This is a genomic window from Lentzea pudingi (assembly GCF_014646255.1).
GTDB classification, from domain to species: domain Bacteria; phylum Actinomycetota; class Actinomycetes; order Mycobacteriales; family Pseudonocardiaceae; genus Lentzea; species Lentzea pudingi.
This window is the reverse complement of sequence record NZ_BMNC01000023.1, coordinates 36,485-60,160: the sequence shown is the minus strand read 5'-3', so window position 1 is coordinate 60,160 and position 23,676 is coordinate 36,485. Positions and strand designations below refer to the sequence as shown.

The window sequence follows — 23,676 nt, the reverse complement described above, 5'->3', positions numbered from 1 at the left end:
AGTGGAAACCAACCTCGACGAGTTCCTCGACGTCGAGAATGAGCTCAACCAGCGCTGGCCCGAGACCAAGCTCGAGCCGTCGCTGGAGCGGATCAAGGCGCTCGCTCACGTGCTGGGCGACCCGCAGACGTCGTACCCGGTCGTGCAGCTGACGGGCACGAACGGCAAGACGTCGACGTCGCGGATGGTCGATGCGCTCTTCACGCGCATCGGCCTGCGCACCGGCCGGTTCACGAGCCCGCACCTGCAGCTCGCGACCGAGCGGATCAGCCTCGACAACATGCCGATCTCGCCCGAGCGCTACGTCGAGGTCTACCGCGACATCGAGCCGTACGTCGCGATGGTCGACGCCCAGTCCGAGATCCGGATGAGCAAGTTCGAGGTGCTCACCGGCATGGCCTACGCGGCCTTCGCGGAAGCGCCCGCGGACGTCGCCGTGGTCGAGGTCGGCATGGGCGGCACGTGGGACGCGACGTCCATCGTGGACACCCGCATCGCCGTGCTGACCCCGATCGGCGTCGACCACACCGAGTACCTGGGCAACCGTCCCGAGGACATCGCAGTGGAGAAGTCCGGCATCATCAAGCCGGGCTCGGTCGCGATCATCGGCGAGCAGACCCCCGAGGTCATGAAGGTGCTGCTGACGCGCGTGGCCGAGGTCGACGCCACCGTCGCGCGCTTCGGCAGCGAGTTCGGCGTCGTCTCCCGCGCCGTCGCGGTCGGCGGCCAGCTCATCACGTTGCAGGGCCTCAGCGGCGTCTACGAGGACATCTTCCTGCCGCTGCACGGCGAACACCAGGCAGCGAACGCCGCACTGGCGCTCGCCGCCGTCGAGGCGTTCTTCGGCGCGGGCCCCGACCGCCAGATCAACATCGACGTCATCCGCGAGGGCTTCGCGTCGGTCGTCACGCCGGGCCGCCTCGAACGCGTCCGCTCCGCGCCCAACGTCTTCGTCGACGCCGCGCACAACCCGCACGGCGCCGCCGCCCTGGCCAAGGCCCTGGAGTCGGAGTTCGGCTTCCGCAAGCTGGTCGCGGTCGTGTCCGTCATGGCGGACAAGGACGCCGAGGGCATCCTGTCCGCGCTGGAGCCGGTGGTGCAGGAACTGGTGATCACCACCAACTCCTCCCCGCGCGCCATGGACCCGGACGTCCTCGCGGGCCTCGCCGTCCCGATCTTCGGCGAGGACCGCTTCGAGGTCCGTCCCCGCCTCGTGGACGCCATCGAGGAAGCCATCCACCTCACCGAGGACGAGCAGTCCGGCGGCGGCATCATCGTCACCGGCTCCGTCGTCACCGCGGGCGAGGCCCGCGCGCTGTTCGGAAAGGAGCCGGCATGACCACCCCGGCCCCTCTGAAGAAGGACCCGATGAAGGCGTTCCGGGGCATCATGGCCGGAACGCTGATCCTCGAGGTCATCGTCGTCGCACTGGCCCTGCCGGTGATCGCCAAGCTGCACGGCGGCGTCACGTCGCTGGTGGGCTGGACCGCGTTCGGCTTCATCGCGGCGTTCATCGCGATGTGCGCCTTCGTCCGCAAGCCGTGGGCGATCAGTGCCGTCGTCGGGCTGCACGTGCTGCTGATCGCCTCGTGGCTGCTGCTGCCCGCGATGGGCGTGATCGGCGTGATCTTCGGGCTCGTCTGGGCCTACCTGCTGTGGCTGCGCAAGGACCTGCTCAAGCGCATGGCCGAAGGCCGCCTGCCGGCCCAGCAACAGCAGCAGCCCTGACGCGGCCAGTACTTCGTGTTCACCCGATCGTGCCGCGAAACCCGGGCTGGCCTCGCGACCCGGCGGTACGCTGCTTGACGCACTGATCTGCGGGGAGGGCGCTGGGGATGAGCGGGACCAAGGTCGATCTGGAGACGCTGCGCGCGGCCATCAAGGAGTACGAGTCCATCCGCGACGAACTCCTGGCGGCTCATCAGACCGGCGTCGTGCTGACCGTTGTCCAGGGTGCCGGCAAGGACATGCCGAGCCAGGTCTACGCGAACTGGGCGCGTGCCGCCGGTGAGGCGCACCAGAAGTCCAACGAGCAGCTCCAGGACACGCTGACCACCCGGATCGAGAACTTGAAGGCCACGCTGCGCCAGTACGAGCAGACCGAACAGGGCAACCGGGACAACCTCAAGTAGAAGGACTGGGCTGTTGCGCATCCGAACCATCGTCGCCGGTACCGCGGCGCTCGCGTTGCTGGCGGGCTGCGGCGACAGCGGTGGCACGACCGGCACGCCCACCGCCGCGAGCCAGCCGACCAGCAGTGGCAACGGCGGCGTGGTCCCCGAGATCGACAACCCGCTCGACGTCAAGGCCTTCGAAGCCGATCCGTGCACCACGGTCACACCGGCTCAGGTGGAAGCGTTCGGCTTGCCCGGCGTCAGCGGCAGGGTCAACAACACCGAAGTCAGCAAGGCCTGCATTTGGCTGGGCGCGAGCACGCCGGCGAAGATGGCTCCCGGGGTCGCGTTCTTCCCGGACGGTACGAACCTCTCCACCATCGTGCCCAGCAAGGACACGATCTACAAGGCTTTCGAGCCGCAGCCCGCCATCCAGGGCTACCCCACGTACATCGCGCTCGTGTCGGAGGCCCGGGACAAGGGTGACTGCGCCTTGCTGGTCGGCGTGTCCGACACGAAGGCCGTCACCTTCACGTTCCAGAGCGATCAAGGCAGCCCGAAGTTCGCCGACCCGTGTGCGGGCATCACCGAGTTCGCGAATCTCGCCATCACCACGATGAAGGCAGGTGTGAAGTGACGCGGCCAGCGCCCAGCTGTTTCACCGAGGACAACACACGTGCCGAGGGCTTCTCGGGAGCCCAGATCTACTCCCAGATGCACGGAGGCCCCGGCACCACGTCGGCGGATGTCGCCGCGAAGGCGGCCATGGGGCTGGGTCGCGAGTACGGCGGCATCGAGGCGAGGCTCAAGCGGGTGGGCGAGACGCTGGGCGAGGCGTGGACGGGTGCGAGCGCGAATGCCGCTCAGGCCGCCGCGAACCCCATCAACCAGGCCATGATCCAGATGCAGGACGCCCTGCGGCAGGCCGACCGCTCGATCTCCAACCAGGTCCACCAGTTCACCCTGAACAAGGGTCAGCTCAAGGACATGCCGGCGACCAAGCCGGACACGAACCTGTGGGACGACGCGACCCCTTGGGACACCGACACCGAGGACAAGGTCAACAGCTACAACGCCGAGGAAACCCACAACCGCAACGTCTACAAGGAATTCCAGAGCGCCAGCAACACCAACCGCGGTGAGCTGCCGAAGGAGTTCCCCGGCGTCATGACCGACAGCCTCGTGGTCGAGATCACCGACACAGGTGGTGACAACGGTGACGACAAGACGACGAACAACAACACCACGACCACGCGCTCGTCGAGCACGTCGAGCACGTCCAGCACGTCCTCGACCAGCACGCCGCAGAGCACGACCGGCACCGACTGGACCATGCCGACCACCAACGGCGACCAGACCACCACCAGCTCGTCGGACAACACGAACACCAGCAGCACCGGCAAGCCGGGCGGCGACAACCTCACCGGCAAGCCCCCGGTCGGCAGCGTGATCGACAGGCCGACCAACACGGGTCTCCCGCCCGTCGGCGTGCCCGTCCGCCCGAACACCGGAGGCCCCGGCGGTCCTGGCGGCCCCGGTCGTGGTGGCCCAGGCGGCGGTGGCCCAGGTGGCGGTCGCGGTGGCGTCGGCGGTCCCGGAGCGGGTGGCGCGGGCAAGTTCGGCGGCGGCGCGGGCGGTGCCGGCAAGTTCGGAAGCGGCGGCCTCGGTGGCGGCGGAACCTCCGGCACGGCCGGAACGGCGGCCCAGCAGCCCGGCGGCAAGGCCGGGGTGTTCGGCGGCATGGGCGAGACCGCGGCGGGTGCTCGCGGCGGTGCGGCAGGCACGGCCGGAAGGGCCGGTGCGGCCGGCGTGGGCGGGATGGGTGGTCACGGGCAGAAGGGCCAGGGCGAGGACGACCTGGAACACAAGTCCGCCGACTACCTCGTCACCGAGGAGAACACGAACGAGATCATCGGCGACATGCCGATGGTCGCTCCGCCGACGATCGGGGGGTGACGTGCTGCGGTCGTCCATCCAACTGTCCGACCTCGCCTTCGACGTGCTGTGGAAGCAGGAGGGACTGGGCGAGTACCACCCCGCGCTCTCCGTCGACTCGCCCGGTGAGACCGAGGACGAACGCGTGCTCATCGAGCGCGACGTCATCGGTGAGCTGCGCCGGCTCGGGCTCGACCACCCGGACGTCCGGGGCACGCTGCACCTGATCGCCAAGGCCGAGCACGACTACTCGGCCTGGATCGCGGTCACGCCGCAGGAGACCAAGCCCGTGGTCGTGGCGGTGAACGCGCAGCACGGGGTGCTCGCCCTGCACGACAACGGGTTCGTGCAGCTGCACCCCATCCGGCCGGAGAACGCGCCGGAGGTCCTCGCGATGCAGCTGCCGGACGTGCCGGCGGGCCGCGGCGCGTCGATCAACGTGCACGAGACCGAGATCAAGCTGCACCAGCCCGGCAAGGCGTCGCCGTCGATCTCGCTGCGCCAGCTGCTCGCCCAGCCCCGCAAGGGCACGGCGAAGCTGTACGCGGCGAAGCGCAGCGGCGAGGGCAGGCAGCGCGCCAAGACCTTCCTCACCACGATCGACTTCGAGGACGGCCGCTGGCTCGTGGTCAAGTACACCGACGAGAACCACCAGACGTGGGTGCACGCCACGCCCGCGTCGCGCCAGATCATCACCGACTGGCTCAAGCGCCTGACGTAGCGCTGCTGAAGTTCACCTCGGGTTCGGCCGGTGGTCAGAACCGGCGACTAGAAACCGCGCATGACCTTCGACCGTCGTACGTTGTTCAAGGCAGGCGCACTCGGTACGGCCGCCGCGCTGGTGCCGAGTGGCGTCAGCCTCGCGAAGACCGACCGCCCGATCCTCACCCACGGCGTGCAGTCCGGCGACGTCACGTGGGACGGCGGCATCGTGTGGACGCGCGCCGACCGTCCCTCGCGGATGGTCGTCGAGGTGTCCAACGACCCGAAGTTCCGCTTCTCGCGCCGCGTCCGCGGCCCGTTGCTCACCCCGGAGACCGGTGGAACCGGGCAGGTCAGGGTGTCGAGCCTGCTGCCCGGCCGCCCCGCGTACTACCGCGTCACGGCCGAGGACCTGCACGGCCGCTCCCGCAGCGAACCCGTGACGGGCAGCTTCACCACCGCCCCGCTCGGCCGCGACGACGTGCGGTTCGTGTGGTCCGGTGACGTCGCGGGCCAGGGCTGGGGCATCAACCCCGACATCGGCGGCATGCCGATCTTCAAGGCCATGGCCGACCGCAGGCCGGACTTCTTCATCCACAGCGGCGACAGCGTCTACTCCGACAACCCGATGCAGGCGAGCGTCACGCTCCCGGATGGCCGGATCTGGCGCAACCTCGTCACGCCGGAGAAGTCCAAAGTGGCCGAGACGCTCGACGAGTACCGCGGTCAGTTCGCCTACAACTTCCTCGACGACAACGTGAAGCGCTTCGCGTCCCAGGTGCCGGTCTACGCGCAATGGGACGACCACGAGGTCACGAACAACTGGTATCCGGGCGAGATCCTCGAAAACCCGCTCTACACCGAGAAGCGCGTGGACGTGTTGGCGCAGCGGGCTTTCCAGGCGTTCCACGAGTGGATGCCGATCGATCAGAAGCGCGCTGTGGACGGTCGCGTCTACCGGAAGTTCTCCTACGGTCGCAACGTCGAGATCTTCGTGCTCGACATGCGCACCTACAAGGACCGCAACACCTCGCCCAAGGACAAGCCGGGCGTCATCCTGGGTGCCCAGCAGGCGAAGTGGCTCGTCGACGGACTCAGCCGCAGCACCGCCACGTGGAAGATCATCGCGGCCGACCTGCCGATCGGCCTGACCGTCCCGGACGGCGCCGACATCGAGGGCGTCGCGAACGGCCTGCCGGGCGCGCCCAACGGCCGTGAGCACGAGATCGCGTGGGTGCTCAGGGAGCTCAAGCGCCGCCGGGTCCGCAACACCGTGTGGCTCACCGCGGACGTCCACTACACCGCCGCGCACCACTACTCGCCCGACCGCGCGGCCGTCGGCGACTTCGACCCGTTCTGGGAGTTCGTGTCGGGCCCGCTGCACTCCGGCGCGTTCGGTCCCAACACGCTCGACCCGACGTTCGGCCCGCAGGCCGTGTTCGTGCACGCCCCGCCCGCCGCCAACACCTCACCGCTGGACGGGTTCCAGCACTTCGGCGAGGTCAGGGCGTCGCAGCACGAGCTCACGGTGTGGCTGCGCGACGCGACCGGCGCCTCGCTCTGGTCCAAAACGCTCAGGGCCGCCTGACGGGAGTCGTAGGGTCGGTGGGTGCCCATCTCGTTCGACACCACCGGCTTCCGTCAGCTCGACCAGAACACCTGGCAGCACCCCAGCGGTGACCAGGCCGAACTGGCCTACCACGGCCTGGTCCCGGATCTGCCGGCCGGGCTGGACGACCTGCCGAGGCTCCGGCACGACCTCGCCCTCCTCCACGGCGAGACCGGCTGCCTGATCGAGGCGCACGTCGTCCAGCTCGGAGGGGCGCCGACGCTGCTGCGGATCGTCAAGATGCCGCTGCCGAACCAGCCGCACGGGCAGGTGTTCGTCGCGTCCTTCACCATCCCGAAGGAGAACTGCAGCGCCGTGCTGCGGCTCGGCGCGGTGGAACGCGGCATGACGGGCACGCGGGAGGCCATCCTCGCGGCCGAGATGGGGTTCCAGAACTGGACCAGGAAGCACCCGTACGCGCCCGAACTGGAGGGCGTGCTGCCGTTCCACGCGGGCGACGACCCCCGCCACGACGCACGGTTCCCCGACCACCCGTTGTCCCGCGTGCGTGCGTGGGCGCACCACGTGGTCCGCACGGCACGGGTGGATCCGGGGTTCGCCTCCCTGCCGCCGTTCCGTGGCCAGGCGCCGACACCGCCGGTCGAGCCTGGTCAGAGGCTTGTCACCGCACTGCCGAGCCTGCCGGTGAAGGGCTTCGTCGGCCTGCAGATCGGCGAGGAGACCACGTACTGGCGGACGACCGACCCGAAGCTGAAGGAGATGCTCGGCCTCGGCCTCATGGGGCGTTCGCCGCTCGCCGAGACCCGGTTCCGCGACATGCTCCTCATCGACGTCGAGACCGGCGAGGCGATGATCCCCGACCGCTTCACCACCAACGGCCAGATGACCGCGCACAGCACCCGCCTGCAGCAGGTCTCGCTGCCCGAGGCCGACGGTGCGTTGACCGACGACGACGTCATGGACGCCTTCAAGTGGGCCGGCCGGATGGCGGGCGCGGCGGCGGACCGCGGTGAGTTCCTGTCCCTGGAACCGATCGAGAACGCGGACGAACAGGCCGATCCGCACATCCTGCTGGCCGTGCAGCCGCACGAGGGGCAGCAGGTGGTCATCGCCCAGTTCTCCCCGCCGCCGTCGGAAGGACCGCTGGCGGGCGCGCCGAGCCGCAGCGCCCCGGCCACGCCCGAGTCCGTCGAGGGCATCGGCGTGATCGCCGGCCTGGCGGTCAACGAGTGGCGCTCCCATCCGCTGAAGATGGCGATCACCTACCGGCGTCCGGCAGGCTGATCGCAAACATTTGCAGTGCCCGACGTATTGTTTCCCGCTGTTTGTCGTGGTTTCGTGCAGCAACCCTGCAAGAGTTTGCGACAAGGAGGTCGCGATGCGTCGGGTCGTCGCCGCGCTCGCTGCACTGGTTTTGCTTCCCCTGACACCCGTTCAGGCCGTTGCCGCTCCACCGCAACGCCTGGCCGTGGGGGAGGTGGTGGACATAGCGCCCGGTGTGCGCGACGGGGACGCGAGACTCGCGTTGCCGCCCAAACGCGATGACCTGCGAGGCGAGCGCTTCTACTTCGTGATGCCCGACCGGTTCGCGAACGGGGACCCGGGCAACGACCGTGGCCGTTCGAAGGCCGCCGAGCACGGGTTCGACCCCGCTGACAAGGGCTTCTACCACGGTGGTGACCTCAAGGGCCTGCACCGGAAGCTCGACTACCTCGACGGCATGGGCATCACGGCGATCTGGATGACGCCGATGTTCCTCAACCGCTGGGTGCAGGGCGACTCCGCCGGCTACCACGGCTACTGGACGCTCGACTTCACCAAGCTCGACCCGCACTTCGGCACCACGCAGGAGATGCGCGACCTGATCCGCGACGCGCACCGGCGTGGCATCAAGGTCTTCTTCGACATCGTCGCGAACCACACCGCGGACGTGATCAAGTACGCCGAGGGCGGGACCCAGTACGTCTCGACGGGCGCGCAGCCGTACCTGGACGCGTCCGGCAAGCCGTTCGACCTCGACGACTACGCGGGCCGCAGGGACTTCCCGAAGCTCGACGCGGCCAAGTCGTTCCCGTACACGCCGGTGAAGGACGGCCCGACGAAGTTCCCGTTGTGGCTCAACGACTCCACGCTCTACCACAACCGCGGCGACTCGACGTTCTCCGGCGAGTCGAGCGAGCAGGGCGACTTCTCCGGCCTCGACGACCTCATGACCGAGCACCCGCGCGTGGTCAACGGCATGAAGGACATCTTCACCAGCTGGATCGACACGCTCGACATCGACGGCTACCGCGTCGACACCGTCAAGCACGTCAACCTGGAGTTCTGGCAGGCCCTCGCGCCGCACGTGAAGCAGTACGCGAACCGCAAGGGCAAGAAGGACTTCTTCGTCTTCGGCGAGGTCTTCGACTCCTCGCCCGAGAACACCTCGAAGTACACGACCGACGGCCGCATGCAGGCCACGCTGGACTTCCCGTTCCAGAGCAGCGCGCTGAACTTCCTGTCCGGCAAGGGTTCCCAGCGGCTCGGCGAGGTGCTGCTCGACGACGACCGCTACACCGACGCCGACTCCAACGCCTCGTCGCTGCCGACGTTCCTCGGCAACCACGACATGGGCCGCATCGCGTGGATGATCCGCAACGACCGTCCAGGCATCACGGACGCCGAGCTGCTGGAACGGTTGAAGCTCGGCAACCAGCTGATGTACCTGTGGCGCGGCAACCCGGTCGTCTACTACGGCGACGAGCAGGGCTTCGCGGGCACGGGCGGGGACAAGCTGGCACGTCAGGACATGTTCGCCTCGAAGACGCCGGAGTACATGGCGGAGAAGCTCATCGGGTCCGATCGCACGGGTGCTGTCGACAACTTCAACACCGCGCACCCGCTGTACCAGCAGCTCAAGGCCCTCGCGGCGCAGGTCGACCGCGATCCCGTGTGGCGCGACGGCAACCAGGTGCTCCGGTACGCCGACGGTGACGTGTTCGCGTTCAGCCGCATCCTCGGCCGCGAGCACCTCGTCGTCGCCAACGCCGGCACCTCGCCCGCGACCGTCACCGTCCCGGTGTCCTCGGCCGGCTTCGAGAACGCCGTCGTGCAGAACGGCCGCGTCACGGTGACCGTGCCCGCGCTGTCGACGTTGGTGCTCAAGGGGACCAGCGACGTCCTGAAGTCCAAGCCGGCACCGGTGCTGGTCGCTCCCGCCGCCGGAACGGTGCTGGACGAGCGCGTCGAGCTGCGCGCGGACGGCATCAGCGCGCCCAACGCCGCCGCCACGTTCGCCGCTCGCGTCGAGGGCACCCGCGACTGGACCGTGCTCGGCACCGACGACGCCGCCCCGTACCGCGTCTTCTCCGACCTGTCCGCACTTCCGGGTGCGGCCGTCGGCAAGCGCGTCGAACTGCGCGTGGTCGCGAAGTCGGGCGAGATCGGCGCGGACGGCGCGTTCGTGTCGCTCGTGGCCGCCCCGCCGCTCCCGGACCCCGGCACGAAGAACCCGGACTGGCTCGTCGTGCACTACGCGCGCGACAACTACGACGGCTGGGGCCTGCACGCCTGGGGCGATGTCGAGACGCCGACCGAGTGGAACGCGCCGCTGCCGTTCGCGGGGGAGGATGCCTACGGGCGCTTCGCGTGGGTCAAGCTGAAGCCGGGCGCCAAGTCGGTCGGGCTCATCGCGCACAAGGGCGACGAGAAGGACACGTCCGTCGACCGGTTCGTGGACCCGAGCGTGACGTCCGAGATCTGGCTGAAGCAGGGCGACCCGGCCGTGCACCCGTCGGAGCAGGCAGCCACGGGCAAGGCGGTCGTGCACTACGTCGGTGACGCCGCTGGTGCCTTCGTGCGCGTTGCCGGACGTGGGGACGTGCCATTCGTGAACGGGGTCGCGGAGCTGCCGCCCACCACCGACTTCTCCGTCGTGCGCGGCACGACCGTGGAGGCCTCGGGCAAGTTCACGAGCGGTCACGCGTGGGTCGCGGGCGGCAAGGTGCACGCTTCGCTCGCTGCCGCCGAGAACCGCGCGGTGATCCATTACAACCGCCCGGACGGCGACTACACCGACTGGACGATGTACCACTGGACGGGGTCCGCGGAGCCGTCACCGGGCTGGAACCAGTCGCGCGTGCCGGACGGGCGTGACCAGTTCGGCGTCTACTGGTCGGTGCCGCTGGCAGCAGGTGCGGCCGGTCTGAGCTACATCGTGCACCGCGGCGACACCAAGGACCCCGGCCCCGACCAGTTCCTCGACCTGGGGCAGAAGGGCAACGAGGTGTGGCAGCTGCAGGGGAACGAGACCTACCTGCTCCCGCCGAACGCCGGTCCGGCCGCCGACGACGACCTGACCAAGGCCAAGGCGATCTGGATCGCCAAGGACAAGGTCGTCTGGGACGTCCCGTCGGTGCAGTCCGACGGCTACCGGCTCGAGTACGGCCCACGGGTGTTGCGGCTCTCACCGACGACCGAGGAGGTGCCAGCGCAGTTCCCGCACCTGCGCGGCAAGCCGGTGTTCGCTGTGCGCGGGTTCGTGGACGAGGCGCTGCGGGACAAGCTTTCCGCCGTGCACGTCGACGCGGGCGGAGCGATCCGGCACCGCACGAGCGTGCAGATCGCTGGTGTGCTCGACGACCGTTATGCCGCCGCGGCAACGAAACTGACGTTCGGGCCGACGTTCGACCACGGCCGCGCCTCGGTCAGGTTGTGGGCGCCGACGGCGTCCAACGTCAAGCTGCGCCTGTTCGACCAGCCTGCCGGCGAGCCGCGGAAGGTCGTGCAGCTAGAGCGCGACGCCGCCTCGGGGTCGTGGACCGGTTCCGGCGACTGGAAGAACAAGTACTACCAGTTCGAGGTCACCAACTGGCAGCGCACGGTCGTGGTCACCGACCCGTACTCCGTGGCGCTGTCGGTGAACTCGACGCACTCGCAGTTCGCTGATCTCAAGGACTCCCGGTCGATGCCCGCCGGGTGGGCTCGTGACGTCGCGAAGGGCATGGGCGGTGCGATCACCGAGCTGCACGTGCGGGACTTCTCGATCAACGACCAGTCCGTCCCGGCGGCGGATCGCGGCACCTATAAGGCGTTCACGCACCGCGACTCGACGGGGATGAAGCACCTGAAGACGCTGGCCGCGGCGGGCATGGACACCGTGCACCTGCTGCCGACGTTCGACATCGCGACGATCCCCGAGAAGCGGTCCGAGCAGGCGACGCCCGCGTGTGATCTCAAAGCGTTGCCCGCGGACTCCGACCAGCAGCAGGCCTGCGTCGGCGCGGTGGCCGGGCGTGACGGCTTCAACTGGGGTTACGACCCGTTCCACTACGACGTGCCCGAGGGCTCGTACGCCACGGCGGACGCGCAGAACGGCTGGGCGCGTTCGAAGCAGTACCGCGAGATGGTGAAGTCGTTGCACGACAACGGCAACCGCGTGGTGGTGGACGTGGTCTACAACCACACGGCGGCGTTCGGCGACGCACCGACATCCGTGCTCGACAAGGTCGTGCCCGGCTACTACCAGCGGCTCAACCTCGACGGCTCGGTCGCGAACTCCACGTGCTGCGCGAACACCGCGACCGAGAACGCCATGATGGGCAAGCTCGTCGTGGACTCGGTGGTGCGCTGGGCCCGCAACTACAAGGTCGACGGGTTCCGGTTCGACCTGATGGGCCACCACCCGAAGGCGAACATCCTCGCGGTGCGGGCGGCGCTGGACGCGCTGACCGTGGAGCGGGACGGTGTGGACGGGCGCAAGATCGGTGTCTACGGCGAGGGCTGGGAGTTCGGCGAGGTCGCCGGCAACGCCCGGTTCGAGCAGGCCACGCAGGCGAACATGGCCGGTACCGGTGTCGGGACGTTCAGCGACCGGTTGCGTGATGCGGTTCGTGGCGGCGGTCCGTTCGACGACGATCCGCGCGTGCAGGGGCTCGGTTCCGGTCTGGCCGGGGACGTGAACTCCTCGCCCGCCAACGGTGATGTCGCTGCGCGGCTGGAGAACTACAGCGACCTGGTCAAGCTGGGCATGGCGGGCAACATGGCGTCGTACCAGTTCCAGTCCGCCGCTGGGCCCGTGGTTTCTGGGCGCGATGTGCAGTACAACGGTTCGCCCGCTGGGTACACCGGGCAGCCGTTGGAGGCCATCACGTACGTCGACGCGCACGACAACGAGGCGTTGTTCGACGCGTTGATGTACAAGCTGAAGCCGGAGACCTCCATGGCCGACCGGGTGAGGATGCAGACGGTCTCGCTGGCACCGGCGTTGCTCGGGCAGGGGCGGCCGTTCGTGCACGCGGGCACCGAGTTCCTGCGCTCGAAGTCGTTGGACCGCAACAGCTACGACTCGGGTGACTGGTTCAACGCCTACGACCCGTCGTTGCGCGACAACGGTTTCGGCCGCGGGTTGCCGCCCAAGGCAGACAACGAGGCGAAGTGGCCGTACGCGAAGCCGTTGCTGGGCCTGGCGAAGCCTTCTTCGTCCGACATGAAGGCCTCGCTGGACGCGACCTTGGAACTGCTGCGGATTCGTCAGTCGTCGCCCCTGTTCTCGCTGGGGTCCGCCGAGTTGGTGCAGCAGAAGGTCTCGTTCCCCGCCGCCCGGTCCGGTCTGGTCGTCATGCACATCGATGACACGGTCGGACCGGATGTGGATGGTCTTCGGAAGGGTCTCGTCGTGGTGATCAACCCGTACCCGACGGACCAGGCCGCCACGCTGCCCGCCGGTGACTGGAAGCCGCTGACCAGGGAGAAGAAAGCAGGTGCCGCGCGTTCGGTCGTGGTGCTCGAGCGATAGTCCCGCTGAGAAATAGTTTTGTTGCAGAACAGTTTGCTACCGTGGGGTCATGGGCACGACGGGGTGTACTGACCTGATGATGCTGCTGCATCGGACGGGGCACGCGCTCGAGACGGAGCTGACGGCGAGGCTCGCGGAGATCGGACTGACTCCGCGAGCCCGCTGCGTGCTGTCGAGCGCGCTGGACGCGGGGCTCACGCAGACCGAGATCGCGGACCGGATCAGCATCGACAAGACGACCATGGTCGTGACGATGGACGCCCTCGAATCCGCTGGTTATGCCGAGCGCCAGCCGTCGCCGACGGACCGTCGCGCCCGTGTCGTGGTGGTGACCGAGGCCGGTCGCGCGATCGTGGCGAAGGCGGACGACGTGTACTCGGACGTCGTCGGCAGCGTGCTGGGCTCGTTGCCGGACAACGAGCGCGAAGGCATGGTCAACGGTCTGACGCGCCTGGTGGAAGGTCGTTTGAGCGCTCCCGTGGCGTGCGAGAAGCCGCCGCGGAAACGTGCTCTGCGTCATGCCGTTGGATAGAAGATAGTCCCGTACAAAACTATCTGTTACGGTTCCTCTTATGACTTCAGGGGGATCGAAGACCGACGCGCGCTGGCTGGCGCTGATCGTGCTGTGCGCAGGGATGTTGATGATCGTGCTGGACCAGACGATCGTGAACGTCGCGCTGCCCGCGATCGCGGAGGACCTCGAGTTCGGCCAGGCGGGACTCGCCTGGGTCGTGAACGCGTACCTGATCGCCTACGGCGGTCTGCTCCTGCTCGCGGGCCGTCTCGGCGACTTGATCGGGCACAAGAAGGTGTTCCTGATCGGCCTCGGCGTCTTCACGGTGGCGTCGCTGCTGTGCGGGCTGTCGCTGAGCGCCGAGATGCTGATCGTGTCGCGTTTCGTGCAGGGCGCGGGCGGTGCGCTGGCCACGTCCGTGACGCTGGGCATGGTCGTGACCATGTTCCCGGAGAAGGACGAGCAGAGGCGCGCCATCGGCATCTTCAGCTTCGTCGCTGCTGCTGGTGCGTCTTTGGGGTTGTTGCTCGGTGGTGTGCTGACGGATGCGATGTCGTGGCACTGGATCTTCTTCGTGAACATCCCGATCGGGATCGTGGCCGCCGTTGCCGCTGTGCGTTTGGTGCCTGACTCCATTGGTCTTGGGCTGCGTGAGGGGGCGGATGTTCTTGGGGCGCTGCTGATCGTGGCCGCGGTGATGCTCGGGGTGTACACGATCGTCAAGGCTGAGCACTACGGGTTTGGCTCTGCGCACACGCTGGGGCTTGGTGCCGTGGCGGTGGCGTTGTTGGTGGGATTTGTGGTGCGGCAGAGGACTGCTGCCAAGCCGTTGCTGCCGTTGCGGGTGTTTCGCTCTCGCAACGTGACTGGCGCGAACCTGGTGCAGATCTCCATGGTCGCCGGCATGTTCGGGCTGTTCTTCCTCGGGACGCTGTACATGCAGTTGGTTCTGCAGTACACGCCGCTGCAGATCGGGCTGGCGTTCATGCCCGTTGCCGGTGCTATCGCGGTGTTCTCGGTGTCGTTGTCGGCTCGGTTGAACGCCCGGTTCGGTGAGCGGAACATGTTGATCGTCGGGTTGGTGTTCATGCTTGTTGGCATGGTGGTGTTCACGCAGGTGCCGGTGGACGGGTCCTATGTCGCGCACATCCTGCCTGCGGTGGCGCCGTTGGGTGTTGGGCTCGGGTTGTCGTTTCCCGCGTTGATGACCTTGGCGATGTCCGGTGCTTCGCACGACGAAGCCGGGCTGGCTTCTGGGCTGGTGAACACGACTGCTCAGGTGGGTGGGGCGTTGGGGCTGGCTGTGCTGGCCACTACCTCTACGAGTTACACGTCGTCGTTGCTGGCCTCCGGGGTTGGGCGGTTGGAGGCTTTGACGTCCGGGTTCCACCTGGCGTTCTGGATTTCGGCCGGGTTGGTGGCGGTGGCTCTGGGGCTGGCGGTGTTCGTGTTGCGGCAGGTTTCCGTCGACCGGGACGCTCAGCCCGTGCTGGTGCACTAGAGGGCTGGCGTGAGGGGGAGTAGCCCCGGTCACAGCCCTCCCGAAGTGCGCCGCATGCGCGCGGTTACCCTTGTCGGCACATCCCGTACCTGTTTTCGAGGAGTCACACCGTCGTGTCCGAGCGCACCCTGGTTCTCGTTAAGCCCGATGGCGTTGCCCGTGGTCTCGTTGGCGAGGTGATCGCCCGGATCGAGCGCAAGGGCCTCAAGCTCGCTGCCCTCGAGCTGCGCACCGCCGACCGCGCCACCGCCGAGCAGCACTACGCGGAGCACGACGGCAAGTCGTTCTACGGTGACCTGGTCGACTTCATCACCGGTGGTCCGTTGGTCGCGATCGTGGTCGAGGGCGTTCGCGCGATCCCGGCCTTCCGTCAGCTCGCCGGTGGGACCGACCCCGTCGAGAAGGCCACCCCTGGCACGATTCGTGGGGATTTTGGTACTGAGGTCCAGTACAACCTGGTGCACGGGTCGGACTCGGTCGAGTCGGCTGAGCGGGAGATCAAGATTTGGTTTCCGAACCTCTGATTGAGCTGCTTGGCTGATTCCTGGGGCTCCGCCCCAGGCCCCGCCAATCTGATCCAAAGCCGGGGTCCACGCCCCACGCAGGTAGATGGCACGCCTGTTGCTTTCGGCGGCTGCCTGTTGCTTGGTTTGGTTGCGTCGGTGGGGTGGCTTCGTCACGAGTCGAGCCAAGAGCGGGCCACATGCAAGGAGGGGTGTCAACTCGACGAAAAGCGTGTCGAGTTGACACCCCTCCTTGCATGCAGCAGGAGCTATGGCACGACTCGTGACGAAGCCACCCCACCCAGTGTGTTTGGTAAAGACGGCTCGCCTGCGGCATCGCTGGCTGAAGGACGGCTCGCCTCCGGCTTCGCGGTTGTCAGGCGTTCCTGCGTGGGCTGCTGCCCAATCCCCCCGCCGCCGCGCCGTTCAGCGTCGTCCCCTCCGGGTAGCCCAGCGGCAGGTACATCCACACGTCGTCCCACCGCTCGGTCCCCACGGCGATCGCGTTCGGCATGCGGCCGCATTCCCTGAAGCCCAGGCCCTCGTACAGTTCGATGGCGCCGTGGTTGTTGCCTCGTACGCCCAGCATCAGGATTTCGATGCCCTGCTCCTGGGCGTTGGCCACCAAGCCCTCCATCACCCGTTTGCCCAACCCCAGGCCGCGTGCCGACGGGTGGGCCATGATCTGCTGGACCTCGGCCCGGTGCTGGAAGACGGCGGTCGGACCGCGTCGCCACAGGCCCACCGCGCGCACCGCGCCGTCGACCACTGCGGTGCAGAAGGCCGCGTCGCCGTCTCGGACCTGTTTGAGGACCGTGTCCAGCCAGGTTGAGATGCGGGCGTAGGTCGGAGGCTCGTGGTAGCCGACTGCGCCGCCTGCTGCCACCACGTCGTGGACGACTGTGTGGATCTCGGCTCGGAGGGTGTCGTCGGCTTCCGTTGGCCAGCGGAGTTCGGGCATGGGGGGATCGTAATTGCGTCGAGAATTGTCAGACCTGTTCGTTAACGTCGGGTCTTGTGGACAACCTTGTTGAGGCCAAGGCTTTGACCAAGCACTTCGGGTCGTTCGAGGCCGTGCGGGGCATCGACGTCGAGGTGCGGCGGGGGGAGGCGTTCGGGTTTCTCGGGCCCAACGGGGCCGGGAAGTCGTCGACCATGCGGATGATCTCGTGTGTGTCCGGGCGGACCGGTGGGGAGTTGAAGGTGCTCGGGATGGATCCCGGGACCGAAGGGCCCAAGATCCGGGCTCGGCTCGGGGTGGTGCCGCAGTTGGACAACCTCGACACCGAGTTGACGGTTCGGCAGAACCTGCAGATCTACGGGCGGTACTTCGGGATGTCGCGGCAGAAGTGCCGGGAGAAGGCCGTGGAGTTGCTCGAGTTCGCGCAGCTGTCGGATCGGGGGGACCACGAGGTCGAGCCGTTGAGCGGTGGGATGAAGCGGCGGCTGACCATCGCGCGGTCGCTTGTGAACGATCCCGAGTTGCTGTTGCTCGACGAACCGACCACCGGGTTGGACCCGCAAGCTCGGCATCTGTTGTGGGACAGGCTGTTCCGGCTGAAGCAGGACGGTGTCACGCTCATCATCACCACGCATTACATGGACGAGGCCGAGCAGTTGTGCGATCGGCTCGTGGTGATGGACGGTGGGCGGATCGCTGCCGAGGGGTCGCCCAGTGAGCTGATCAACCGGTACTCGACCAGGGAAGTGCTGGAGTTGCGGTTCCAGCCTGGTGCGGAGAAACCGGACCTGGAGCGCTTCGCGGAGCGGGTCGAGGTGTTGCCGGATCGGCTGTTGCTCTACACCAAGGACGGGGAGGCGACTCTCCAAAGAGTCCACGAGCACGGGGTGCAGCCGGTGCAGAGCCTGGTGCGGCGCAGTTCGCTGGAGGACGTGTTCCTGCGGCTCACCGGCCGGACGTTGGTGGACTGATGGAGACGTTGAGGGCTTCGTGGTTCGGGTTCGAGAAGACCTGGACGTGGTACCGGCGCAACTGGCGTGCCACCGCGGTGTCGAGCTTTCTCACGCCGGTGTTGTTCCTGCTGGCGCTCGGTCTCGGGTTCGGGTCGCAGGTGCAGTCGACGGCGTTGATCGGTGGTGTGCCGTACCTGCAGTACCTCGCGCCCGCGCTCGTCGTGGTCACGGCGGTGCAGGGGGCCACGTTCGAGTCGACGTTCCCGGTCATGTCGCAGTTCATGTGGCAGAAGTCGTTCGTCGCGATGGTGGCCACGCCGATCACGCCGGCGCAGGTGCTCTACTCGCAGACGATGTGGATCGGCTCGCAGTTGTTGTTGCGGTCGGTGGTGTTCGTGGGGGTCGCGGCCGCGTTGGGGGCTGCTGCGGGGCCTGGGATCCTGCTGGCCATTCCTGTCGCGACGCTGGCGGGGCTCGCGTTCAGCGCGCCGTTGGTGGCGTACAGCGCGACCTTGGACAAGCCGGACGCGTTCAACAACATCTTCCGGTTCGTGCTGATGCCGATGACGCTGTTCACCGGCGCGTTCTTCCCCGTCAGCCAGCTGCCTGACTGGCTGGTGCCGCTGGTGTGGCTCACTCCGGCGTGGCACGGCATCGAGCTCGCGCGAGGCGCGACGTTCGGCACGTTGGACCTCTTACCCGCGTTGGGCCACGTCGTGTACCTCGGCGCGTTGGTCGGTGTCGGGATCGCGCTCGGCGTGAAGTTCTTCCACCGGAGGCTGGCCGTATGACGCAGACCCTGGAACGAGAGAAGGCCAGGCCCGCGAGCGTGGGGCTGCTGTGGCGGGTGATTCCGCCGGGGCTTTACGGCAGGCGGGCGAGCATGCTCGTCGAACGGTCTGCCGTCGTGAACCGGCGCGCGTGGTTCGTGCTGGTCGGCGGGGCGTTCGAGCCGATGCTGTTCCTGTGGTCGCTCGGGCTCGGGTTCGGGCAGATGGTGAACGCGGTGGCCGGGCCGGACGGGCGGCCGATCTCGTACGCGGCGTTCGTGGCGCCCGCGTTGCTGGCCGCGAGCGCGATGAACGGGGCTGTGTACGACGCGACGTTCAACGTGTTCTTCAAGTTCAAGTACGTGAAGCTGTACGACGCGATGCTCTCGACGCCGATGGGGCCGATGGACATCGCGATCGGCGAGATCTCGTGGGCGCTGCTGCGGGGCGGGCTGTACTCGGCGGGGTTCCTCGGCGTGATGCTCGGGATGGGGCTGATCTTCTCGCCCTGGGCGTTGCTCGCGTTGCCGGCGGCGCTGCTGGTGGCGTTCGCGTTCGCGGCGGTGGGCATGGCGGCGACGACGTTCATGAGGTCGTGGCAGGACTTCGACCTCGTGCAGCTCGCGGTGCTGCCGCTGTTCCTGTTCTCGACGACGTTCTACCCGCTGTCGGTTTACCCGGGCTGGCTGCAGGCCGTGGTGACGTGGACGCCGCTCTACCACGCCATCGAGCTCATGCGGGGCCTCACGCTGGGCGTTGTCGGCTGGGGCATGCTCGGTCACGTCGCGTACTTCGCGGTGCTCGCGGCCGTCGGAACGGTGGTCGCGGCGCGGCGGTTGGGCAAGTTGTTGCTGGACTGAGGCGCGATTCGGCCCCCGCCTGCGGGGGCCGTACTCTGGTCGTGTGAGTGCTGAGTCTGTTTTCCCCAGGTTGGAGCCTCTGCTGCCGCGGATCTCCAAGCCGGTGCAGTACGTCGGCGGGGAGCTCAACGCGACCGTCAAGGACTGGGACGCGGCGTCCGTGCGCTGGGCTTTGATGTACCCCGACGCGTACGAGGTCGGCCTGCCCAACCAGGGCGTCATGATCCTCTACGAGATCCTCAACGAGCTGCCGGACGTGCTCGCCGAGCGCACGTACGCCGTGTGGCCGGACCTCGAGGCGTTGATGCGCGAGCACGACGTCCCGCAGTTCACGGTCGACGGGCACCGTCCGCTCAAGGCGTTCGACCTGATGGGCATCAGCTTCGCGACGGAGCTGGGCTACACGAACATGCTGACCGCGCTGGACCTGGCCGGCATCCCGTTGCACGCCGAGGACCGCACCGTGGACGACCCGATCGTGGTCGCCGGTGGGCACGCGGCGTTCAACCCCGAGCCGATCGCTGACTTCGTGGACGCGGCGGTGCTCGGCGACGGTGAGGAGGCCGTCCTCGAGATCACCGAGATCGTCAAGAACTGGAAGGCCGAGGGCTCGCCCGGCGGCCGCGACGAGGTGCTGACGAGGCTCGCCGAGACCGGCGGCGTGTACGTCCCGCGCTTCTACGACGTGGAGTACCTGCCGGACGGCCGCATCCAGCGCGTCGTGCCGAACCGCGACCGGGTCCCGTACCGCGTCTTCAAGCGGACGACGATGGACCTCGACGCGTGGCCGTACCCGAAGCAGCCGCTGGTGCCGCTCGCCGAGAGCGTCCACGAGCGGATGAGCGTCGAGATCTTCCGCGGCTGCACGCGCGGCTGCCGCTTCTGCCAGGCGGGCATGATCACCCGCCCGGTGCGCGAGCGGTCCATCGAGGGCATCGGCGCCATGGTCCAGAAGGGACTGGAGGCGACCGGCTTCGAAGAGGTCGGCCTGCTCAGCCTGTCCAGCGCGGACCACAGCGAGATCGCCGAGCTCACCAAGGGCCTCGCGGACCGCTACGAGGGCACGAACACCGGCCTGAGCCTGCCGAGCACGCGCGTCGACGCGTTCAACATCGACCTCGCGAACGAGCTGTCCCGCAACGGGAGGCGCTCGGGCCTGACCTTCGCGCCCGAGGGCGGCAGCGAGCGGATGCGCCGCGTCATCAACAAGATGGTGTCCGAAGAGGACCTCATCCGGACGGTGTCGGCCGCGTTCTCCAACGGCTGGCGGCAGGTGAAGCTCTACTTCATGTGCGGCCTCCCGACCGAGGAGGACGAGGACGTCCTGCAGATCGCGGAGATGGCGAAGAACGTCATCCGCGCGGGCCGGCAGGCGAGCGGCCGCAACGACGTCCGCTGCACCATCTCGATCGGCGGGTTCGTGCCCAAGCCGCACACGCCGTTCCAGTGGGCCCCGCAGTGCGACCCGGACACGGTCGACGACCGGCTGCGCAAGCTCCGCGAGGCCGTGAACAGCGACCGCAGCCTCGGCCGCAACATCGGCATGCGCTACCACGACGGCAAGCCGAGCCTCATCGAAGGTCTGCTCAGCCGGGGCGACCGGCGCATCGGCAAGGTCATCGAGGCCGTGTGGCGCGACGGCGGCCGGTTCGACGGCTGGAGCGAGCACTTCTCCTACGACCGCTGGACCGCGAAGGCGGCCGAGCAGTTGGAGCCGCTCGGCGTCGACCTCGCCTGGTTCACCATGCGCGAGCGCGAGGAGCTGGAGGTCCTGCCCTGGGACCACCTCGACTCGGGCCTCGACAAGGAATGGCTCTGGGCCGACTGGCAGGACGCGCTCGACGAGCGCGAGCAGGACGACTGCCGCTGGACCCCGTGCTTCGACTGCGGTGTCTGCCCGGCGATGGGCACGGACATCGAGGTCGGCCCGACGGGCCGCAAGCTGCTGCCGATCTCCCCGGTCGGTGTCGGTTCGCCCGTGAAGAACCCGGCTCTCACGCCGTAGCTTCCACAACAAGAGGGGCCCCTTCGCGCTGCGGAAGGGCCCCTCTTGCGTTTGTGGTCGGTTACCTCGTGACGGCGGCGAGCGCGTCCACGAGCCCGTGGCCGTAGAACGAGTTGTACTCCGAGTACCCGGTGCAGAACGCGTCCTGCACGCCCGTCCCGTTCAGGTCGTAGTCGGCCGGGCAGGCCAGCGTCGACGCCTGCGCGTTCAGCATGCGCCCGAGCGACACCGCGTCGGTGGCCGGATGCGTCGACGCGATCAGCGCCGCCACCCCGGCCGCGTGCGGGGTCGCCATCGACGTGCCGCACGAGTAGTCGTAGCCGGACGGCACGGTCGACAGCACGCACCCGTTCGGCGTGCGCGGGTCGCCACCCGGTGCCGTCACGTCGATCGCACCCAGCCCGTACGAGCTGTACCCGGCCTTGGTCTCGGCCGGGTCGACCGCCGACACGCCGACGACGTTCTTGAGCTGCGCCGGCAGCACCACGCACGTCGAGTCGACCGGACGGGTCTGCGCCTCGCCGTTCGTCGGCGACATCGAGTCGCGCCCCGGCCGGGACAGGTCGGCCGCGGCGTTGCCGGCGGCGGCGACCGTCAGCACGTTGCGCGACGTCGCGTGGTCCACGGCACGGCGCACGGCCTCGTAGATGACGCGCTGGCCGGGCTCGCTCTGGCACGTGAACAGGTACGGGTCGATGAAGTAGCTGTTGTTGGTGATCGTCATGTTCTGCGAGGTGGCCCACATGAAGCCGCACACCGCGTACTCGGGGTAGATGAAGCCCTCATCGTCCACGACCTTCACGGACGCGATGCGCACGCCCGGTGCGACGCCCGTGGTGCCGCGGCCGTCGTTGGCCGCGGCGATGGTGCCGGCCACGTGCGTGCCGTGGGCGGAGGTCGTCGGGGCCCAGGCGGAGGGCGAGGTGTCTGGCTTGCCGGTCAGGCACCCGGCGGACAGTTCGGGCGCCAGCGCGTCGGCCAGGTCGGGGTGGCGGGCGTCGACACCGGAGTCCAGGACGCCCACGACGACGGACTTGGAGCCCGTCGTGATCTTGTGCGCGGCCGGCGCGTTGATGAGATCCATGTCCCATTGTTCGGCCGAGCGCACACCCGAGGGCCGGAACAGCTCCGTGTCGTCCTTCTTCCGCTTCACCGACCGCTTGGCGATGCTCTCGGCCTGGGCGCTGTACGCGCGTTCCGGGCCGATCTGCTTCAGGAAGCGGGGGTCCGGCGAGGTGGCCACCGCGACCGAGATCTGCGGGTAGTAGACCGTCGTCAGGCCGCACGCCGCAGTGATTTCGGAGTTCGCCGCCTCAGCGGGCGTGGCCTGCGGAAACACCACCAGGTAGCGCAGCAGGGGACCGGGCTGGATGCAGGTGTTCACCTCGGGTGCCGGGTCCGGTTCCGCGCCGGCGGGCAGAGACGCCGCCATGCACCCGGCCACGAGCAAAGCGGTCATCGCCGCCGCTCGGGCGCGGTGGGGCAGAGGCACCAGGGACCTCCAGGTCGGCAGGGCGTCCAGTCAGCCGGACCGTAGCCACGCGCAACGATCTAGACAAGCTGAACGTTCTGTATCAGGTTCACGGTACCGTCCTCATGGACGAACAGCCTGCGCCGATGGGACCGCTCACCCGTCGGAATACCACTCGGGAGCACCGCTGAGCCGCAACCTGCCCAACAACCCCTCCGCCGCGGCGGTGCAGAAACTGCGCCTCCGCTACACCAAGCGGGGGAGGTTGCGTTTCACATCGCACCGCGACATCGCTCGCACGTTCGAACGCGCGCTGCGCAGGGCAGGTGTACCCATGGCCTACTCCCAGGGGTTCAGCCCTCACCCGAAGGTGTCGTGGGTCGGCGCCGCGCCGACCGGCGTGGCCAGCGAGGCCGAGTACGTCGAGGTCTCGGTGGTCGAGAAGGTCGACCCGGTGGCGCTCAAGGTCGCGCTCGACGAGGCGTTGCCACCCGGCATCGACGTCGTCGACATCGTCCAGGCGCAAGGGGGCAATCTCACCGAGCGCATCGACGCGAGCGAGTGGCGGATCGAGCTCGACGGGGTGGAACCCGAAGAGCTGGCGAAGGCGGTGAGCGTCCTGCTCGCGGCCGAGTCCGTCGAGGTCGAGCGACTCACCAAGAACGGCACGAAGATGCTCGACGTGCGGCCGGCCGTCGTGTCGGCGCTGGTCGAACCACGTTCGAGCGACGCCGGACACGATGCCACCGCTTTGTCACGACCGTGTGGGATACTCATGACGGTTGTACGGCAGGTAACGCCTACCGTGCGACCCGACGACGTGCTGAATGCGCTTCGCGTCGTAGCCGATCTCGTGCCGCCGGTACCTGCGAGAGCAACCCGGATGGCGCAGGGAAGGCTCGACGGCGAGGGCAGGCTGGTGGACCCGCTCCAGCAGGACAGAGAGTCCTGACGAGCGCAGACGGTTGTCTGTTCGGTCCGGCCCAGCCGGGACGCGCATACAGGAGGAGCGGCGCTGACAGCGGCGTCGTCGTGGGAC

General features: G+C 68.2%; 19 protein-coding genes. 17 read left to right on the top strand and 2 right to left on the bottom strand.

Going from position 1 to position 23,676, the window contains the following annotated elements:
• Nucleotide 1: 1 nt before the first annotated feature.
• From folC to ndk, 12 genes are all read left to right on the top strand, one after another.
• The gene (folC, locus tag IEY88_RS40515; protein ID WP_189160212.1) at nt 2-1,339 is read left to right on the top strand and encodes a bifunctional tetrahydrofolate synthase/dihydrofolate synthase; all 1,338 of its coding nucleotides are present in this window, start codon (nt 2-4) and stop codon (nt 1,337-1,339) included.
• Nucleotides 1,336-1,728, top strand: a complete 393-nt coding sequence (locus IEY88_RS40510) for a DUF4233 domain-containing protein (RefSeq protein WP_189160211.1) — start codon at nt 1,336-1,338, stop codon at nt 1,726-1,728. The genes folC and IEY88_RS40510 overlap by 4 nt, the downstream gene beginning before the upstream one ends.
• 107 nt (nt 1,729-1,835) lie before the next feature.
• Entirely contained in the window at nt 1,836-2,132 is a 297-nt protein-coding gene (locus IEY88_RS40505) for a PE domain-containing protein (protein ID WP_189160210.1), read from the top strand.
• Between the two features lie 13 nt (nt 2,133-2,145).
• Complete coding sequence (locus IEY88_RS40500) at nt 2,146-2,751, top strand: DUF3558 domain-containing protein (RefSeq protein WP_189160209.1); 606 nt, start codon at nt 2,146-2,148, stop codon at nt 2,749-2,751.
• Nucleotides 2,748-4,070 (top strand): hypothetical protein, encoded by a 1,323-nt coding sequence (locus IEY88_RS40495; RefSeq protein WP_189160208.1) that lies wholly within the window; start codon nt 2,748-2,750, stop codon nt 4,068-4,070. Before IEY88_RS40500 ends, IEY88_RS40495 begins: the two co-directional genes overlap by 4 nt.
• A 1-nt stretch (nt 4,071) precedes the next feature.
• Entirely contained in the window at nt 4,072-4,770 is a 699-nt protein-coding gene (locus IEY88_RS40490; RefSeq protein ID WP_189160207.1) for an ESX secretion-associated protein EspG, read from the top strand.
• A gap of 60 nt (nt 4,771-4,830) precedes the next feature.
• Complete coding sequence (locus IEY88_RS40485) at nt 4,831-6,339, top strand: alkaline phosphatase D family protein (protein ID WP_189160206.1); 1,509 nt, start codon at nt 4,831-4,833, stop codon at nt 6,337-6,339.
• Nucleotides 6,340-6,360: 21 nt separating this feature from the next.
• Nucleotides 6,361-7,605, top strand: a complete 1,245-nt coding sequence (locus IEY88_RS44680; RefSeq protein WP_229694214.1) for a hypothetical protein — start codon at nt 6,361-6,363, stop codon at nt 7,603-7,605.
• Nucleotides 7,606-7,699: 94 nt separating this feature from the next.
• Nucleotides 7,700-13,099 (top strand): pullulanase-type alpha-1,6-glucosidase, encoded by a 5,400-nt coding sequence (pulA, locus tag IEY88_RS40475; protein WP_189160205.1) that lies wholly within the window; start codon nt 7,700-7,702, stop codon nt 13,097-13,099.
• 49 nt (nt 13,100-13,148) lie between these two features.
• Nucleotides 13,149-13,631: a MarR family winged helix-turn-helix transcriptional regulator gene (locus IEY88_RS40470; RefSeq protein ID WP_229694213.1), complete on the top strand. Its 483-nt coding sequence runs from the start codon at nt 13,149-13,151 to the stop codon at nt 13,629-13,631.
• A 40-nt stretch (nt 13,632-13,671) separates the two neighbouring features.
• Nucleotides 13,672-15,114, top strand: coding sequence for a DHA2 family efflux MFS transporter permease subunit (locus IEY88_RS40465; protein ID WP_189160204.1), 1,443 nt, complete (start codon nt 13,672-13,674; stop codon nt 15,112-15,114).
• Between the two features lie 113 nt (nt 15,115-15,227).
• Nucleotides 15,228-15,638, top strand: coding sequence for a nucleoside-diphosphate kinase (gene ndk, locus IEY88_RS40460; RefSeq protein ID WP_189160203.1), 411 nt, complete (start codon nt 15,228-15,230; stop codon nt 15,636-15,638).
• A gap of 355 nt (nt 15,639-15,993) precedes the next feature.
• On the opposite strand, the gene IEY88_RS40455 is transcribed toward ndk, so the two are convergent.
• A complete protein-coding gene (locus IEY88_RS40455; protein ID WP_189160202.1) occupies nt 15,994-16,578 on the bottom strand; it encodes a GNAT family N-acetyltransferase in 585 nt (194 codons plus the stop codon).
• 56 nt (nt 16,579-16,634) lie between these two features.
• On the opposite strand from IEY88_RS40455, the gene IEY88_RS40450 reads away from it, so the two are divergent.
• The 4 genes from IEY88_RS40450 to IEY88_RS40435 are packed head-to-tail and all read left to right on the top strand — an operon-like array spanning nt 16,635 to nt 21,166.
• Nucleotides 16,635-17,549: an ABC transporter ATP-binding protein gene (locus IEY88_RS40450; RefSeq protein ID WP_189160201.1), complete on the top strand. Its 915-nt coding sequence runs from the start codon at nt 16,635-16,637 to the stop codon at nt 17,547-17,549.
• A complete protein-coding gene (locus IEY88_RS40445; RefSeq protein WP_189160200.1) occupies nt 17,549-18,322 on the top strand; it encodes an ABC transporter permease in 774 nt (257 codons plus the stop codon). The genes IEY88_RS40450 and IEY88_RS40445 overlap by 1 nt, the downstream gene beginning before the upstream one ends.
• Nucleotides 18,319-19,161 carry an ABC transporter permease gene (locus tag IEY88_RS40440; RefSeq protein ID WP_189160199.1) on the top strand — a complete coding sequence of 281 codons (843 nt, stop codon included), beginning with the start codon at nt 18,319-18,321 and terminating at the stop codon, nt 19,159-19,161. Before IEY88_RS40445 ends, IEY88_RS40440 begins: the two co-directional genes overlap by 4 nt.
• 43 nt (nt 19,162-19,204) lie before the next feature.
• Nucleotides 19,205-21,166, top strand: coding sequence for a TIGR03960 family B12-binding radical SAM protein (locus IEY88_RS40435; protein ID WP_189160198.1), 1,962 nt, complete (start codon nt 19,205-19,207; stop codon nt 21,164-21,166).
• A 61-nt stretch (nt 21,167-21,227) separates the two neighbouring features.
• Here IEY88_RS40435 and IEY88_RS40430 read toward each other — a convergent pair whose 3' ends face one another.
• Nucleotides 21,228-22,625 carry a S8 family peptidase gene (locus IEY88_RS40430; protein ID WP_189160197.1) on the bottom strand — a complete coding sequence of 466 codons (1,398 nt, stop codon included), beginning with the start codon at nt 22,623-22,625 and terminating at the stop codon, nt 21,228-21,230.
• 238 nt (nt 22,626-22,863) lie between these two features.
• On the opposite strand from IEY88_RS40430, the gene IEY88_RS40425 reads away from it, so the two are divergent.
• Nucleotides 22,864-23,589, top strand: coding sequence for a TIGR03936 family radical SAM-associated protein (locus IEY88_RS40425; protein WP_189160196.1), 726 nt, complete (start codon nt 22,864-22,866; stop codon nt 23,587-23,589).
• Nucleotides 23,590-23,676: the final 87 nt, after the last annotated feature.